Raw genomic sequence first — 15,581 nt, forward strand, 5'->3', positions numbered from 1 at the left:
TTTGTATCAAAATCAGGTGTGATGCTGGCTACTGTTTTCCGTACACCACCAGGGCATACGCACGGGCCAGAGATTCCACGCACCGCACTTGATCGGCGTAATCCGGGCACAGGGACAGCGACGCCACACCGTCCTTGATTACTTGCAGGAGAGCCTGTTTCGTGTCGGTCGGCATCACATGGCCCCCGCTCGCAGCACGGCCGCCAGATCCACCGCCGGGGCAGACTGGACGACACCCTGTCCGATATCGCCGATCAAGCGACGCGCGGCAAGATGCGGCTTACTGGTCAGCAGATCGTCCACCGCAGCGGCTAGAGCCTCCGAATCCTCCAGGTGCTCGAGGTTGAATTCCAGGTCTGTCGGATCGGCCATGCGGCCGGTAGCGCGCACCAGTTCGGCATGAAGTCGCCGGGCGTACTCGTCGGCCTTCTTGGACCGGTCCCGGTACTTGGCGTTCTCCCGCCGCAGATCCTCGACATAGGACCGAGGGAACGTGTCGGCCTCCGCCTCCCCCTCGGGCGCACCCGGATTAGACCGACTATCCGACGACTCCGACGACACCGACTCCCCCTCCGGCGGTGATCCGATGCAGTCCGGGGACTCCACTACCCCGACGTCCTGGTCGGCCACCACGTTCTCCTCCACCGCGTTCTCGTTCACGTTCTCCACTAGAAACTCCTTCTACTCGAAACAGGTTTAATGTCATCCCGCACAACAGGATTCGGGGCACAACGGCACCCCTTATGGGTAGGCATCTGGTGATCGGCAGGCCACACGCGGCCCTCGCGCCACCACCACGTACACAGCTCGCAGCCGTCCGGCTCCACCTCACGAACCCAGCCCTCGACCCGCTTGTCCTTGGCGATTCCCTCACTGAAAGCGCGGGCGGCGGACTCGTAAGCCTCCGCCCTCGCCAACCGGGCCACAATCGCCGCCGGGGCGTCCGACCGAGCAGCAACCGCGAGCGTGGTCGCCGCCGCCCTCTGCAACCGCCCCAACTCCTTCGCCGGGCGCATGACCGGCTGCACCTCGACCGGTGCCCCCAACTGCTCCATGAGGCTCGAGGCCAGCGACAGAGCGGCCAGCGCCGCCGCACGCGAATTCGACTTCGCCACCACCGCCGCTATCGCCGCGACCGCCTCATCGTGGGACAGCTCGCCGGACTCGAAACGGGCATAGACCGCCAGTACCGCCTTCTCCGCGACATCGCCGAGGGCCAGCAACTTGTCTTGGTAGCCCATCTAGACCGCCAGCGAACCGAGATCCACGGCGGCGGCGTCCAGGGCCTCCAAGCGCCGGGCCTGCCGGATTTCCTCGATCTCCGACTCGGAATAGCCCAGCTTCGCCAGCGCCACCGAATGCGGCAGCACCTTCGCCGCGTACAGCTTCACGATGGCGTCGGCCTCCTGCGCCACCGACCGGGTAGCAGCATCCGCCCACTGCACGCGGGGATTGACGGTCAGCGGGTCAACGCCGTCACGAACCGCGACGATCAACCGGGCCACGTCCTCCCACGCCGGGCCGAACATGCCCTGTCGCGCCTCCGCCCGCGCGGTAAGACTGGCCTCCGATGCCCGCAAAGCATCCGCCGACGCCGGATTGTCGGTGAACACGCCCACATAGTGAGCCGGGAGCGCCGCAACAGCCATGATCTGACCGAGCAGCACCCGCACCGATGCCTCATATCCGCCCAGGTCAGCCGAGGGAAGCTGCCCAAACTTGGAATCGGCGCTTTCCGAGATCATCGCCCGGTCGCCCTCCGGGATCGGATTCACCGGGTTGCCGTCGGCGTCCTCCTCGAGTTCCAGGCCCGTGGCCCAGCGCCGAGGACGGCCCACATACTCCGAGGTCACCATCATGTCCGCGAGCGACTTGTTCAGCCCGTCCACCAACGGTTTCAGATCCTCGATCTCCGAAACACCTTCGCCCAGCAGGAGATCCGAGTTTCGGAACGGCACCACCGGCACCACGCCGAGGGGATTGTCGAATACGTCCACTACCTGGAAGCCCTGTGTGGTCGCGCCTGTCACGTTCGCCCGCAACCTGGTGATGCGGTCCGGCTCGTACAACACGGCCTCCGTGGTGGTCTTGGTCTGCCACCGCTTCACCGCCGCCGCGACCTGTCGTGAGCCGGGATCGGTGTTCACCGCGACTTGCGTCGCCGATTCCACGGTTACCTTCGGCAGGCCCGTTACCTGGTCGGCCCACACGGTCACATACGAGTTGCCGTACAGCAGGGCCTCACGATGCACCACCCCCGCCCACTGGTCGAGATCGTTGCGCAGCCAGTCCGGCCACACGTCCACGCCGGAGAATCCGGTCACCCGCAGCCGTTCCGCCAGCGAATTCACAGCCAGCCGGGGGATGTTCGACGCCATCCGCCCGAACCTTTCCCCCAATGCGGTCCGCGCCTCCGGGGACAGGAACGCCAGCGGTTGCCGCCCCTGGTAGTAGGCCGTCAACTCCGCATAGCGCGCCGCCGGGGCCTCGAGCCGCTGCATGAGATCGGTCAGCAACGGCATGTTCGGCAGCAGATCAGGGGTCACATTGCTATCCATGGAAACTTGCAGTCCTCTTCTTCTTGGTCTTGATCGCGTGCCAGGCGGCACGGTCATACGCGGCGATAGCGGCTACAGCGGCGTCGATCTTGCGCGGCGAATTCCGCTTGTCCTTGGAAACCAAGTCGCCCATCGGGGTTCGCTTCGCCACACAGTGATCCAGGTGCGCCGACAATCGCGAATCCCCATCGTGGGTAACGGTTTTCGCCATTACCGCTTGAAACAGCCGGTCCGTCGCGGGGGCCATGCGGGCAGCGTGGCCGGTATTCATAGGTCTCACCTCCTCTCGGGTTCTCGCGTCCGGTTTGAGGCAGTCGTTATGTCTGCTGCCTCTCTCCCGTTGCCTGGGTACGGGTGCGACCCGCGACGGGCTGGACGTGAGGCTCGTCGCTCGCGGTCCCGAGTCAGATGTCCCGACCCTGCCGCTGAGAATGTTTCTGCACCATGACTGACGGGCGTTTCTCCCGATTTCATGGTGCGTTTTGCACCCTCGTTCACAGAGAGTACACCATGTTCCCGGTGATTAATTGCCACATGGTAGCTGGACGCTATGGTGCAGAACTGATAATCTGCACCCCGTGGGAATCAAGCTGCACGAGAGGGAACGCCAGTGAATGACGAGAGTGAGAGGGATCACGAACCGCTCACGCTGGAGGAGTACTGCCGCGAGAATCCGGACCTCGAGCCCTGGAATCCGGACTGGTGGGCCAACCTCCGCGACCCGTTCGACCGCTGGGCGGCGGCGACCATGATCAGCTTGGAGCGCCACGAACGGGACGTGACCCAAGCTCAACTCGCCGAGCGGTCCGGCGTCTCCTTGCGCACCGTCAAGTACGCCGAGGCGGGCGAAGGCAGTCCACCGAAGGCGTCCACGCTCTACAAGATGTGGCAGGCCCTCACGTCGGAACGGGTTGATCCCCAAGTCGCCGCCGCACACGCCGTCCGGGATGGCATCGGCGCGATCAATTCCATGGACGTGCTCACCAACGTCATCGGCCCCATGTACACGGCGCTCACGCCACAGCAGCAGGCGGAAGCACTTCGCCGAATCGTGTTGCTACTCAATGAGATTAAGGAACAGGCCCCCAAGTGACCGACCGCGCCAAGGAGAGACCCACCAACTACCCAGGCATCTACGAATACGACGTACGAAAAACGCCGAAGGACAAGGGGATTCGCTACCGAGTCGTCTACCGGACACCTGCGGGGAAGCAGACATCGAAGTCCGGGTTCAAGACCATCGGTGCCGCGAAGGCATTCCAGAACACGACCGAGACGAAGAAGCTCACCGGCGAGTACATCGCGCCCTCAGCTGGTCGGACGAAGATCAGTGCGCTTGCGCCGGACTGGTTGAAGGAGAAGAAGGCGACCACGGCGGAGACTAGTTACACGCCGATCGAAGCATCCTGGCGTAACCACGTCGAAGAACGCTGGGCGGGGGTCGGCGTCGGCGACGTAGACCAGGAAGACGTGAAGACCTGGCTGGTAGATATGCGGCTGGCCGCACAGCAGCGGGCAGCGGCGAAGGGGGAGCCGGACGACAACGCCGGAGCAACGGTCATCATCCGCGCCTATGGCGTCCTCGCGGGGATCATGGACATGGCCGTCGAGCGTGGGCTCGTGCCGAAGAATCAGGCGCGCGGCAAGCAGATATCGAAGATTATGCCGAAGAAGATCCGTAAGAAGCACATCTATCTGACTGCCGAGGATGTGGGCCGACTATCGAAGGAAGCAGACGTTCACGGCCACGGTCTTCTTGTGCTTGTGCTCGCGTACTGCGGTATTCGGTGGGGTGAGGCCATCGCGTTGCGGGTCTCCGATATCGACGTGACACGGAAGCGGCTCTCGATCACGAAGGCCGTCACGGAAGAAACAGGGTTCAAGGTCGGGCCGACCAAGGGGCGAGAGAATCGCGCGGTACCGGTGCCGGGGTTCGTCCTCGATCTGCTGCGGGATCACGTCAAGGGCTTGTCCGCCGATGCGCTGGTGTTCCCCAACAAGGAGGACTCCACCAAGTACCTTGGCCGATCCAAGACTGACGATGGTTGGTTTGTCGGCGCGGTGAAGCGGGCCAAGGTGCAGCGGATCACGCCCCACGATCTGCGGCATACCTGCGCGTCGTTGGCGATCTCGGCGGGCGCGAACGTGTTGGTGTTGTCGAAGATGCTCGGCCACAAGGACCCGTCCGTGACGTTGAACGACTACGCGGATCTGTTCAATGCGGATCTGGATAACGTTGCGGACATCATGCACGAGCGGTACTCGTCGGCTCCCCGTTGCGGAAATGTTGCGGCTCGGGGTGATTTGACCCCTGTTGCGGCATAAAAAGAGCCCCTGACCTGCGTTAACAAGTCAGGGGCCGGAGCGGTGGCGGAGGGATTTGAACCCTCGGAGGGGGGTTACCCCTCACACGCTTTCGAGGCGTGCTCCTTAGGCCGCTCGGACACGCCACCGCCGGTGACTTTACCGGATGACCCGGTGAATACCGAAATCGGCTGAACAGGCTGCTAGGGGCGCTGGGATCGGAAGAAATCGTCGAGGAGAGCAGCGCATTCGGGTTCGAGGACGCCGCCGCGGACTTGGGGGCGGTGGTTGAGACGTCGGTCACGGACGACGTCCCAGAGGGAGCCTACGGCGCCGGTTTTGGGTTCCCAGGCGCCGAAGACGAGTTTGCCCACGCGGGACAGGACCAGAGCGCCCGCGCACATGGTGCACGGTTCGAGGGTGACGGCGAGGGTCGCGCCTTCCAGGCGCCAGCCGTCGCCCATGACCCGGGCCGCGGCGCGCAGGGCCAGGACCTCGGCGTGGGCCGTCGGGTCGCCGAGGGCCTCGCGGGCGTTGGCGGCGCGGGCCAGTTCGCGGCCCTCGGAGTCGAAGACGACCGCGCCCACGGGGACGTCACGGACGTCGGCGGCGGCCGCGGCGGCGATGGCGGCGCGGATCATGGCTTCGTCGGATAGCAGGGCGGCACCGCCGGGCCGGGGGGCCGGGGCGGTGCCGCGGGGGGTGTCGGTGGTCATGCGCTCAGCGCGGGAGTTTGTCCAGGACGGCGGCGAATTCATTGGCGAAGCCCAGGCGCTGGGCGATCATGCCGAGTTGTTCGTCGGGGTAGAGGTCGGTTTCGGCGAGGATGACCGACAGGACGGGTTCGGGGAGGCCGAGATCGGCCAGGACGGCGAGGTCGCCTTCCTCCCAGGGCTCGATGTCGTCGATATCGTCCGGGTCGATATCCGGAATTTCGATATTCAGCTCTTCGAGCACATCGGCCGCGATGTCGTAATCGATCGCGGCGGTGGCGTCGGACAGCAGGATGCGGCTGCCCGTGGGGCCGGGACGCAGGATGATGAAGAATTCGTCGTCGACGTCGAGCAGGCCGAAGGTGGCGCCGGAACTTCTCAGGTCGCGCAGCTCCTGCTCGGCCGCGGACAGACTGTTCAATGCCGCCGCGGACAGCGGCGTGCATTTCCAGGTTGTTTCTTCGCGGACAACCGCCACTGCGAACCCTTCCACGTCGTCGTAATCGTCCGACGCCGCCCTGTTCGTGCTCGAGCGTTGTGCTGCCATGGCCGCAACGGTAGTCCGCTTCGGGGGAAATGTTGAAGTCGTATGCGAATCTGATCGCATGACGGGCGATCCGAAAGCAGCGGTCTGTGTCCTCGGTACCGGGTTGATCGGCGGTTCGGTGCTGCGCGCCGCGGCCGCCGCCGGCTACGAGGCATGGGGATACAACCGGTCGGAGCCGGGTGCGGCGGCCGCGCGCGCCGACGGATTCGATGTGATCAGCGATGCCGAGGCGGTGCTGCGGCGCGCTGGGGATCGCGACGCGCTGATCGTCATCGGCGTGCCCATGCCCGCCCTGGACGCGGTGCTCTCGGATGTGCAGCTGTTCGCCCCGGACTGCGCGCTCACCGATGTGATCAGCGTGAAGGGCCCGGTCCGGGAAGCGGTGCACCGGCACGAGCTGTCCGCGCGCTTCGTGGGCGGGCACCCCATGGCGGGCACCAGTGAATCCGGTTGGGCCGCATCCACTCCCGACCTGTTCAAGGGCGCATCCTGGGCGGTGAGCGTGGATCCGGGCGTGCACGCGGATCCGTGGCGGCGCGTCGCCGAACTGGCCCTGGACTGCGGGTCGGTCGTGGTGCCGGTGCTGTCGGAGGAACACGACAGCGCGGTCGCCCGCATCTCGCACCTGCCGCATGTGCTGGCCGAAGCCCTGGCCATTCAGGGCGCGAACGGCGGACCGCTGGCCCTGGGCCTGGCGGCCGGATCCTTCCGGGACGGCACCCGCGTCGCCGCGACCGCACCCGAGCTGGTCCGCGCCATCTGCGAGCCGAACGCCACCGCCCTGGTGGACGTGCTGGACGACACGCTGCGCCTGCTCACGGCGGCCCGCGACGCGCTGCGCGACACCGACTCCCTGGCCGAGCTCACCACGGCCGGGCACGACGCCCGCACCGACTACGAGGACGCGGTACGCGAGCAGATCACCGGTATCGCGCCCGGCGACCACGATTGGCTGGCCCGCTTGGCCGCGGCCGGACGCAATGGCGGCGTCCTCACCTCGCTCGGCTGACTTCAGATGCGTTCGGCGAGCCCCGGATAGTCGAGCAGGAACCCGTCGGCGTCGACGGTGACGGTGGCGCTGGACACCGGCGACAGCACGTGGATCCCGTCCACGCCGCTGCTGTAGGTGAGGCTCGCTTCGCCGACGAGCAGATCGGGCAGGCGCACGTACACGACGGGCACCTGCACGTCCTCGCTGGCGTGCGCCAGCCCGTAGCGGCGAATCGGCAGGGTGTTGAAGAACGGGCTCAGCACCACGTCCACGTCGAGGGCCCCGCCGAAGGTGGATCGCACATGCGTGCCACCGGCGTCGATGAGCCAGTAATTCTCCTCGTCCCGGGCGATCGACGCGTGCCGCTCCCCGGTCGACAGGGTGCTGCGCAGCGACAGCCGCCGCGTCACGCCGTTCTCATCGGTGACAAGGTCGTAGGAGGCGCTGAAGGCCGGGTGATCCTCGCATCCGCCGGCGATGATGCGCCCCGCCGCGCGAATCCGATTGCCGCTGAGCACCACCCGGACGGACTCCATCCGCGACGCATTGTGCGCCCGCCAGGTCAGAATCGCCGGCCACCGCGGCGCCGGCGTCGTCGAATCCTCGCTCCCGCTCTCCGTCACACCCATAACCGTACGTCCAGCACCCCCGCGACCTTTGCCCAGCATGTCATGGTGCAGGCGTGTTCCCGGCATTCGCCTGCGCCGATGCCTGCTCGGCGGGGTGTGGAACGGTGTTGATCTCGATTGGTCGCGGGGGACTCGAGTAACGTGCTTGCAGGCAGGGGAACTCCGTGGTGGAAGGGACGTGTGGTGACGGGCGCGCGGATGGTCGGCTTGTTCGCCGGGATCGGCGGGCTCGAGCTCGGGCTGTCCGCGCACGGATTCCGCAGCGAGTTGCTGTGCGAGATCGACGCAGGCGCGCAGGCGGTGCTGGGGGCGCACTTTCCGGGCGTGGCCCTGCATTCGGATGTGACACGGCTGCGGTCGCTACCCGGCGGCACCGAGCTCGTCGCCGCCGGATTCCCGTGCCAGGACCTGTCACAGGCCGGACGCACGGCCGGAATCACCGGGGCGCGTTCGGGATTGGTGGACGAGGTGTTCCGGCTGGTCAGGCGCAAGCGGGGGCCGCGCTGGCTGCTGATCGAGAATGTGCCGTTCATGCTGCAGCTGGGCGGCGGGGCGGCCATGCGGCACATCACCTCCGCGCTGGAGGAGCTCGGGTACCTGTGGGCCTACCGGGTGGTCGACGCGCGCGCGTTCGGGCTGCCGCAGCGGCGCGAGCGGGTGCTCATGCTGGCGTCGCGCACCGAGGATCCGCGGCCGATCCTGTTCGGCGCGGATGCCGGGCCGCGGGAGGTCGGCGATCCGGCGCACGATCCGTGCGGGTTCTACTGGACGGAGGGGACGCGCGGGCTGGGCTGGGCCGTGAACGCGGTGCCGACGCTGAAAGGCGGTTCGGGCCTGGGCATTGCGAGCCCGCCGGCGGTACGCCTGCCGTCGGGGGAGATCGTCACGCCCGGCATTACCGATGCCGAGCGGCTGCAGGGTTTCGACCGCGAGTGGACCGCGCCGGCGCTCGGCGTCCCGGGCGTGCGCGCGGGGCATCGCTGGAAGCTGGTCGGCAATGCGGTGAGCGTGCGCATGGCGACCTGGATCGGCGGCCGCCTAGCCGAACCGGCCGCGGACCCGTTCCCGGAGGGCGAACCGCACAGCCGCCGCAGCTGGCCGACGGCCGCGTGGGGCCGCGAGGGCGTGGTGCATCGAGTTCCGGTGTCCACCTGGCCCGTTCACGCGCCGTACGAGGATCTGCGCTGGTTCCTCGACGAGGGGCGGCTGCTGTCCGCCCGCGCCACCGCGGGATTCCTGCGCCGCACCCGCATGGGCACGCTGCGCTTTCCGCCCGGATTTCTCGACGATGTGGAGAACCACCTCGATCGAATGGGAGGATTTCCGCGCGAGGCCGCCTGATCCGGAGGAGGGTGCGGTGAGCGCTCATCGACCGCCGACCGATGCGGCGACCAGTGCGCGCATGTCGCGGCAGCGGCGGGTCGGCACCAAGCCGGAGATCGCCCTGCGCAAGGAGCTGCATCGGCGCGGGGCGCGGTTCTTCGTGGATCGTGCGCCGCTGCCCGGTTTGCGGCGGCGGGCCGACATCGTCTTCCCGCGGCGGAAGATCGCGGTGTACGTGGACGGCTGCTTCTGGCACAGCTGCCCGGAGCACGCCACCTTCCCGAAGAACAATGCCGAATGGTGGGCGGAGAAGCTGGCCGGGAATGTGACGCGCGACCGGGACACCGATGCGCGGCTGCGGGCGGCGGGCTGGACCGTGGTGCGGGTGTGGGAGCACGAAACCGCCGATACGGCCGCCGACCAGGTCTTGAACGCGCTGATCAGCGAGGTGTGACCGCCGGGCGGGCGCATGGGCGACAATGGGCAGGGCAGCGAGGCCAGCGAAAGCGAGCACGAGCAATGACGCCAACCGAGCAGACCGCAGCACCGAGCACGCCGATCACATCACGCCGCCGGATGCTGCGCTACGGGGTCGCCGTACTCATCGGGCTGGCCGGTATCTGCTACTCCTCCTGGATCCTGGAATTCGTGCTGCCGATCGACAGCGATCCGACGAACACCTTCCTCAGCCAGCTCGCCGAAGACGGCGCACCCTACCGATGGCTCTTCAGCACCGGTGACACCGTGACCGGCGCCCTGCTGCTGATCGCCGGCATCGGCGGCCTGCTGCTGTTCGCGCGCCGGCGCTACTCCACCATCGCCTGGACCGCGCTGGCCTGCTTCGGCGCGGCGACCATCGCCGATGCGCAGTGGCCGTTGAAACCCGGTGCGGATTCCGGTGGCAGCGGCCTGTTCCCGCAACTGCACCAGGTGCACGCGCTCACCAGTTCGCTCGCGGTGTTCTCGATCTTCATCGCCATGGTCGCCTTCACCGTCGCCGCGTTCGGATACGACCGCTGGCCGATCCTGCGGCACACCGGCCTGTGGATCCTGATCTTCGGCTCGATCGTGACCGCGTGGATGCTGATCGCGGACAATCTGTCCGGCAACTACGGTCTCGGCATCGCCCAGCGCATCCAGGTGGGCGCCATGTCCCTCTGGTTGCTGGCGCTGGCGGTGCAAATCGTCGTGGCCGAACGTAGGGTCGGAATGTGACCAGCGACGCAACGGAATTCACCATCCCCCGCCAGCTCGACACTGTCGCCGCCGCGACCGATCGCCTGCTCGATACCGTCACCAAGCTCTCCGACGCCGATCTGGTCGAACCGTCGCTCCTGCCCGGCTGGACCCGCGGCCACGTGCTCGCGCACCTGTCCCGCAATGCCGACAGCCTCGTCAACCTGCTGCTGTGGGCCCGCACCGGGATCGAAACCCCGCAATACGCAAGCGCTTTCCTGCGGGAGGCCGATATCGAGGCCGGCGCTCCCCGTCCGCTGCGCGAACAGCTCGAGGATCTCACCGCCTCCTCGGAGCGCTGGCTGGCGCTGGCCCGCGTCATGCCGGAGGAGCGCTGGGAGACCACCGTCCGCAATCGGCAGGGCGGTGAGATCCCGGCCACCCGCGTCGTGTGGATGCGCATGCTGGAGGTCGAGATCCACCATGTCGACCTGGGATTCGGCTATACGGCCCAGGATTGGCCCGCCGAGTTCGTGGCCCGCCTGCTCCCGCAGTCGGTGGCCGACCAGGCCGCCAAGGGCGCCACCGGTTTCACCGTCACCGCGACCGACACCGGCTACACCGAGACCCTCGGCACCCCGGTGACCACCGTCAGCGGCCCGGCGACCGCGCTCGCCGCCTGGCTCATCGGGCGTAATCCCGGCGCGGATCTCACCGGAGATCTTCCGGATCTGGCCGCCTGGAAGTGAATTAGGGCACATTCGGGTCCCGCGTCAGCGCGGAAGGAGGGCGAAGACCGCTTCCACGGGCGGGCGCACGACCTGCTCGACGGGCTGGGGCAGCGTGCGCAGGAACTGCTCGACCGGTTCGGGCAGCGGCGGGGCCGGGGCGGGCGCCGGGCGCGGATTGCCGTGGCGATCGAAGCCGTTCCTGTCGAAACCGAAGCGGTCGTAGCCCGCTCGGTCGTAGCCGGATCGGTTGAAGCCGTACTTGTTGTAGCCCTTGCGGTCGTAGCCCCATTTGTCGTAGCCGTCCCGGTTGTAACCATTCCGGTCGTAACCGTCGCGGTTGTATCCGGACCAGTTGTAGCCGTCCCGGTTGTAACCGCCGCGGTCCTTTCCGTAGCGGTCGAATCCCTTTTTGTCGTAACCGTTCTTGTCGTACCCGTTGCGGTCGAATCCATTCTTGTCGTAGCCGGCGCTGTTGAAACCGCGGCGGTCGTAGCCGTTGCGGTCGTAGCCGTTCTTGTCGTAGCCGTTGCGGTCGAACCCGTTCTTGTCGTAGCCGTCCTTGTCGAAGCGGCCGGTGCCGGTGCCCTCGTTCGTGGTCAGCGGTGCGGCCTGCGCGGGTGCGGCCGCGACCACGGCGGCGGCGGGGCCCACGATCGTCGCGGCCGCCAGGGCCGCGGCGGTGATTCGATATTTGCTTTTGCTGGAAATATTGCTCATGGCAATAGAGGAAAGCAATCGATCCTGTGAAGCCGCTGTGGTCTTTGCTGAGGGGAGAATCGGAAAAGAACAATTCGATTCGACAAATACATTGTGCAAATGCGCTTGATAAATGAAAGAAGCCCCGCACCGGTGGTGCGGGGCTTCTTGCTGCGCGCCCGGAGAGACTCGAACTCCCAACCTTCTGATCCGTAGTCAGATGCTCTATCCGTTGAGCTACGGGCGCATGGCTATTAACTTGTGTGGCACCCGGCGTACCGGGCTTGGCGGAGGCGAGAGGATTTGAACCTCCGGTCCCCGTGAAGGGACAACTCATTAGCAGTGAGTCCCATTCGGCCGCTCTGGCACGCCTCCTGGAGCCTTCTCTTCCGAGGGCACCGGTCCTTTCGAACCGCCGGGACGAAAGATTACACAGCGGCTGACCAATAGGCAAAACGGCTGGTCAGCGCAGGTGACTGTCGAACCAATCGAAGATGCGGGTCTGTGCGTCGACGACGCAGACATCGTCGAGGGCGGCCGGATCGAAGCCCGGGTGGTCGGGGCGGTGGTGCAGGCCCGGGTAGGTGACCACCAGGGTCGCCACATCCGCGCGGGCGGCGGCGTCGCGGAGGCGATCGACCTGCTCGGCCGGGGTGCGCGGATCGTCGGCGCCGAACAGGCCCAGCCAGGGGGCCTTCAGATCGGGGACGGCGGTCACCAGATCGATGGCCTGCGGGGTGAGCGCGGATTCGATGCCCGGGCAGGCGACACTGACCGCCGCGCCGATGCGGCTGTTGGTCGCGACGAGGGCGGCGGCGGTGCCGGCCGAATCGAAGCCGAGCACGCCGATGCAGTCGCGGAAGACGCCGCGTCCGGTGAGCCAGTCGAAGCAGGCGTCGAAATCGGCGAACAGCTCGGCGCCGAACACCTTGTCGGGCGCGACGCCATTGGAGCGATGGAAGAGGTCGGGGGCCAGCACGGTCCATCCGTCCTCGGACAGCGAGCGCATGAGTTCCAGCAATGGCTCGGTGAATTCACGTGATTCGTGCAGGACCACGATGCCGCCGCGGGTGTGACCGTCGGGTTCGATCACGGTGAGGGGAACCCTGGTGGTGTCGTGCACGGGTGCTAGATCGCGGTAAACGCCCGACATAGAGCCAGACTAGTTGCGCTAGGTAAAGTCGGGATAAATCTTTTCGGAGGTGATCTCGTTCCGGAGATTTTCCGGCCGCTCCCGGAAACTTTCCGATGCCGCGTCCACTTTCGGCAAACCCGGTGACACCACCCAGCATCCAACTGCCCGGTTCCACCTAGGGTGGAGGGGTGAGTGCGCACATTCGACCGGACCTGGATGCCATCCCCGCGTACGTGGCCGGCCGCAGCCACCCCGGCGCGGTCAAGCTGGCCAGCAACGAGACCACCTTCCCGCCGCTGCCGTCGGTGGCCAAGGCGATCGCGGAGGCCGCGGAGACCGTCAACCGGTACCCCGACAATGCGGCAATCGAATTGCGCACGGCCCTAGCGGATTTCAATGGCGTGGGGCTGGAGAACGTGACCGTCGGCTGCGGCAGCGTGGCGCTGTGCCAAGAGCTGGTGCAGATCACCTGTCTCGCACCGGCCGACGAGGTGCTGTTCGCCTGGCGCTCCTTCGAGGCCTATCCGATCGTCACCCAGGTCGGCGGCGCCAAGGCCGTCACCGTGCCGCTGGACAGTGAATTCACCCACGACCTGGACGCACTCGCGGCGGCGATCACCCCGAACACCCGCCTCGTCTTCGTCTGCAACCCGAACAACCCGACCGGTACCGCCCGCACCGAAGCCGAGATCACCCGCTTCCTCGACGCCGTCCCGGCCAATGTTCTGGTCGTCCTGGACGAGGCCTACTACGAATACCTCCGCCTCCCCGCCGGCGAACACCCCAACGGCATCGAAATCGGCCGCAACCGCCCCAACGTCGTTGTCCTGCGCACCTTCTCGAAGGCCTACGGCCTGGCGGGCCTGCGCGTCGGCTACGCCGTAGGCGCCCCCGACGTCATCACCGCCCTCATGAAGGTCCACATCCCCTTCAGCGTCAACAAAGTCGCCCAGGCCGCCGCCATCGCCTCCCTCGAGGCCCGCCACGAACTCCTCGAACGCACCGACGCCGTAATCGCCGAACGCGACCGCATGCGCACCGCCCTCCTCGACGCCGGCTACACCGTCCCCCCGAGCCAAACCAACTTCATCTGGCTCCCCCTCGGCGATCGCAGCCTCGAATACGGCGAAGCCAGCGCCGAAGCCGGCGTCCTCGTCCGCCCCTACGGCGCCGACGGCGTCCGCATCACCGCCGGCGACCCCCACGAGAACGACCAATTCCTCGCCTTCGCCACGGCCCCGGCCACAGTCGCACGCTTCCTGAACTGAGCCCACCCTCTGAAACGACCTCGACCGGGAACTGGTGGCCGGGGCTTCTCGCGAAATGCCGCCACCAGTTCCCGGTCGCCGGCTTTTCTGATCGTGTCTCCGAGCGCTTTGGTCTCGCTGATACTCGATTGGTGAATCCAGTTGTGCAGCAACTGCTTACGCTCGGCGCGGTGGTCCTGGGTGCTGGATCGACGTTTGCCGCAACGACGTTGACCGAGCGGGCGAAGTGGCGGCGGAGTCGGGATGCGCGGTGGGATGACAAGCGGTTGGCGGCGTACGGCGAGTACGCGAATGCGTTGAAACAGTGTGTCCAAGTGTGGTTTCGGCTTGCGGCGGCGCGGGCATGGAACTGGTGGCGGGGGCTTCTCGGGAAATGCCGCCACCGGTGCCCGGTCGGCGACTTTCTGATTGCGGCCTGGGCGTGGGGGGACGGGGTGGTTGGTCCCGTTCGCGGGGGTACCGTGGAGATATCTGAGGGAAGGGGGGCCCTGTGAATTATCCGCAGCCTGAACCGTATCCGGGTCGGTATGAGCCGTATACGCCGGTTGTATCGCCGGTTCCGGATACCGTGCGGAATGCTTTTTATCTGATGGTCGGGGGAGGGGTGGCTACCGTGCTTCAGACGGTGTGGCTGGCCACGCAGTATGACGAGGTGCGCGAGGATTTGCGGTTGGCGAATCCCGGCATCGGTGAAGCTGAACTTGATTCGCTGGTGACCGGGTCGTTTGTCGGTGCGCTGATCGGGACCGGTGTGTCCGTGGTGCTTTGGCTCTGGATCGCCTTCGCTTGCCGGGCGGGGAAGAACTGGGCCAGGGTTACGGGGACGGTCTTCTTCGGGATCAACGCCTTCTTCGTGGCGCTGGCGGTCTTGGGTGTGCTCGGGCCTACGGACGCGATCGGGGTGGTCATCAATGCGGCGATCGTGTTGATCGGGCTGGCCGCGGTGATCCAGTTGTGGAGTTCGCGTTCCGCCGAGTACTTCCTGTAGCGGACAGGCCCTGGTCCGATCAGAGGAATGGGGCCAGGGTTCCCGTGCTCGGGTCTATCGGGAGGGGGAAGCCGTTGGCTATGCAGGAGCTGCCGGCGTTGATGCCTACTCGGTGGACTTCGATGTCGAGGTGGCCGGATTCTTCGGGGCCGCCGGGCGGGGAGTAGACGACGTCGAGGGCGTGCCAGCCGAGGCGGGTGGGGGTCCAGGAGGCGTAGCCGCCGTTGGGGCCGCCTTCGGGGGATGGGTCGGGGAGGACTGCGAAGGGGGCGCCGTCGATCCAGATCGTTGCCGAGGCCACGTCGCGGTTGGGGATGCTGACGCCGACCTTGTGGGCGCAGCCCATGACGGGGCCTTGGTTGCCGGTGTACAGGACGGTGGGGCCGCCTACGTAGGCCGAGGCCGTGCCCTGGGAGAGAGCCAGGAGGAGGGCGGCGGCCGCGGTGGTGAGGGTCGGCCGGGTGGGGGAGAGCTTCATGATGGTGGCTCCTCGGGGGTCGGATGGTCCGATCGTGTGCCAAC

Annotated in this window: 20 protein-coding genes and 3 tRNA genes; 9 read left to right on the forward strand and 14 right to left on the reverse strand. The window is 66.8% G+C overall.

Translation table 11 applies throughout. The features are described 5' to 3' along the window. Positions 1-28 precede the first annotated feature (28 nt). From ACFVIV_RS08030 to ACFVIV_RS08050, 5 genes are all read right to left on the reverse strand, one after another. Positions 29-175: a hypothetical protein gene (locus tag ACFVIV_RS08030; protein WP_379194055.1), complete on the reverse strand. Its 147-nt coding sequence runs from the start codon at positions 173-175 to the stop codon at positions 29-31. Beyond that, positions 175-561 carry a hypothetical protein gene (locus ACFVIV_RS08035; RefSeq protein WP_379194209.1) on the reverse strand — a complete coding sequence of 129 codons (387 nt, stop codon included), beginning with the start codon at positions 559-561 and terminating at the stop codon, positions 175-177. Before ACFVIV_RS08035 ends, ACFVIV_RS08030 begins: the two co-directional genes overlap by 1 nt. 107 nt (positions 562-668) lie before the next feature. After that, positions 669-1,241 carry a hypothetical protein gene (locus ACFVIV_RS08040; protein WP_379194056.1) on the reverse strand — a complete coding sequence of 191 codons (573 nt, stop codon included), beginning with the start codon at positions 1,239-1,241 and terminating at the stop codon, positions 669-671. Next, positions 1,242-2,501 carry a phage portal protein gene (locus ACFVIV_RS08045; RefSeq protein ID WP_379194210.1) on the reverse strand — a complete coding sequence of 420 codons (1,260 nt, stop codon included), beginning with the start codon at positions 2,499-2,501 and terminating at the stop codon, positions 1,242-1,244. Between the two features lie 49 nt (positions 2,502-2,550). Further along, entirely contained in the window at positions 2,551-2,829 is a 279-nt protein-coding gene (locus tag ACFVIV_RS08050) for a hypothetical protein (RefSeq protein ID WP_379194057.1), read from the reverse strand. A gap of 339 nt (positions 2,830-3,168) precedes the next feature. On the opposite strand from ACFVIV_RS08050, the gene ACFVIV_RS08055 reads away from it, so the two are divergent. After that, positions 3,169-3,651, forward strand: a complete 483-nt coding sequence (locus ACFVIV_RS08055; RefSeq protein WP_379194058.1) for a helix-turn-helix domain-containing protein — start codon at positions 3,169-3,171, stop codon at positions 3,649-3,651. After that, positions 3,648-4,883: a tyrosine-type recombinase/integrase gene (locus ACFVIV_RS08060; RefSeq protein WP_379194059.1), complete on the forward strand. Its 1,236-nt coding sequence runs from the start codon at positions 3,648-3,650 to the stop codon at positions 4,881-4,883. The genes ACFVIV_RS08055 and ACFVIV_RS08060 overlap by 4 nt, the downstream gene beginning before the upstream one ends. Positions 4,884-4,923: 40 nt before the next feature. Here the strand turns inward: ACFVIV_RS08060 and ACFVIV_RS08065 are convergent. The 3 genes from ACFVIV_RS08065 to ACFVIV_RS08075 form a co-directional block, all read right to left on the reverse strand. After that, positions 4,924-5,011, reverse strand: a tRNA-Ser gene (locus ACFVIV_RS08065). A 54-nt stretch (positions 5,012-5,065) separates the two neighbouring features. Beyond that, positions 5,066-5,503, reverse strand: coding sequence for a nucleoside deaminase (locus ACFVIV_RS08070; RefSeq protein WP_379194211.1), 438 nt, complete (start codon positions 5,501-5,503; stop codon positions 5,066-5,068). Between the two features lie 79 nt (positions 5,504-5,582). Next, a complete protein-coding gene (locus ACFVIV_RS08075) occupies positions 5,583-6,122 on the reverse strand; it encodes a tRNA adenosine deaminase-associated protein (RefSeq protein WP_379194060.1) in 540 nt (179 codons plus the stop codon). A gap of 58 nt (positions 6,123-6,180) precedes the next feature. Here ACFVIV_RS08075 and ACFVIV_RS08080 point away from each other — a divergent pair, with 58 nt between their 5' ends. Beyond that, positions 6,181-7,131, forward strand: a complete 951-nt coding sequence (locus tag ACFVIV_RS08080; protein WP_379194061.1) for a prephenate dehydrogenase — start codon at positions 6,181-6,183, stop codon at positions 7,129-7,131. Between the two features lie 2 nt (positions 7,132-7,133). Here ACFVIV_RS08080 and ACFVIV_RS08085 read toward each other — a convergent pair whose 3' ends face one another. Beyond that, positions 7,134-7,742, reverse strand: a complete 609-nt coding sequence (locus ACFVIV_RS08085) for a putative glycolipid-binding domain-containing protein (protein ID WP_379194062.1) — start codon at positions 7,740-7,742, stop codon at positions 7,134-7,136. 198 nt (positions 7,743-7,940) lie between these two features. On the opposite strand from ACFVIV_RS08085, the gene ACFVIV_RS08090 reads away from it, so the two are divergent. From ACFVIV_RS08090 to ACFVIV_RS08105, 4 genes are all read left to right on the forward strand, one after another. Beyond that, entirely contained in the window at positions 7,941-9,083 is a 1,143-nt protein-coding gene (locus tag ACFVIV_RS08090; RefSeq protein ID WP_379194212.1) for a DNA cytosine methyltransferase, read from the forward strand. Positions 9,084-9,099: 16 nt separating this feature from the next. Continuing rightward, the gene (locus tag ACFVIV_RS08095; protein WP_379194063.1) at positions 9,100-9,519 is read left to right on the forward strand and encodes a very short patch repair endonuclease; all 420 of its coding nucleotides are present in this window, start codon (positions 9,100-9,102) and stop codon (positions 9,517-9,519) included. 65 nt (positions 9,520-9,584) lie between these two features. Next, positions 9,585-10,280 (forward strand): DUF998 domain-containing protein, encoded by a 696-nt coding sequence (locus ACFVIV_RS08100; protein WP_379194064.1) that lies wholly within the window; start codon positions 9,585-9,587, stop codon positions 10,278-10,280. Further along, the gene (locus ACFVIV_RS08105; RefSeq protein ID WP_379194065.1) at positions 10,277-10,990 is read left to right on the forward strand and encodes a maleylpyruvate isomerase family mycothiol-dependent enzyme; all 714 of its coding nucleotides are present in this window, start codon (positions 10,277-10,279) and stop codon (positions 10,988-10,990) included. The genes ACFVIV_RS08100 and ACFVIV_RS08105 overlap by 4 nt, the downstream gene beginning before the upstream one ends. 24 nt (positions 10,991-11,014) lie before the next feature. Here ACFVIV_RS08105 and ACFVIV_RS08110 read toward each other — a convergent pair whose 3' ends face one another. The 4 genes from ACFVIV_RS08110 to ACFVIV_RS08125 form a co-directional block, all read right to left on the reverse strand. After that, positions 11,015-11,689 (reverse strand): hypothetical protein, encoded by a 675-nt coding sequence (locus tag ACFVIV_RS08110; RefSeq protein ID WP_379194066.1) that lies wholly within the window; start codon positions 11,687-11,689, stop codon positions 11,015-11,017. Between the two features lie 153 nt (positions 11,690-11,842). Beyond that, positions 11,843-11,915, reverse strand: a tRNA-Arg gene (locus tag ACFVIV_RS08115). A 38-nt stretch (positions 11,916-11,953) separates the two neighbouring features. Continuing rightward, a tRNA-Ser gene (locus ACFVIV_RS08120) sits at positions 11,954-12,043 on the reverse strand. An 88-nt stretch (positions 12,044-12,131) separates the two neighbouring features. Then, on the reverse strand, positions 12,132-12,821 hold the full coding sequence (locus tag ACFVIV_RS08125; RefSeq protein WP_379194067.1) for a dienelactone hydrolase family protein: 690 nt from the start codon (positions 12,819-12,821) through the stop codon (positions 12,132-12,134). A 170-nt stretch (positions 12,822-12,991) separates the two neighbouring features. Between ACFVIV_RS08125 and hisC the strand changes: the two genes are divergently transcribed. Together hisC and ACFVIV_RS08135 are read left to right on the forward strand one after the other, a co-directional pair. Beyond that, positions 12,992-14,071 carry a histidinol-phosphate transaminase gene (hisC, locus tag ACFVIV_RS08130; protein WP_379194068.1) on the forward strand — a complete coding sequence of 360 codons (1,080 nt, stop codon included), beginning with the start codon at positions 12,992-12,994 and terminating at the stop codon, positions 14,069-14,071. Between the two features lie 490 nt (positions 14,072-14,561). Beyond that, entirely contained in the window at positions 14,562-15,059 is a 498-nt protein-coding gene (locus ACFVIV_RS08135; RefSeq protein WP_379194069.1) for a hypothetical protein, read from the forward strand. Positions 15,060-15,078: 19 nt separating this feature from the next. On the opposite strand, the gene ACFVIV_RS08140 is transcribed toward ACFVIV_RS08135, so the two are convergent. After that, a complete protein-coding gene (locus ACFVIV_RS08140) occupies positions 15,079-15,537 on the reverse strand; it encodes a hypothetical protein (protein WP_379194070.1) in 459 nt (152 codons plus the stop codon). Positions 15,538-15,581 lie beyond the last annotated feature (44 nt).

The sequence above is a fragment of the Nocardia sp. NPDC127526 genome, from assembly GCF_042672265.1.
Lineage (GTDB): Bacteria > Actinomycetota > Actinomycetes > Mycobacteriales > Mycobacteriaceae > Nocardia.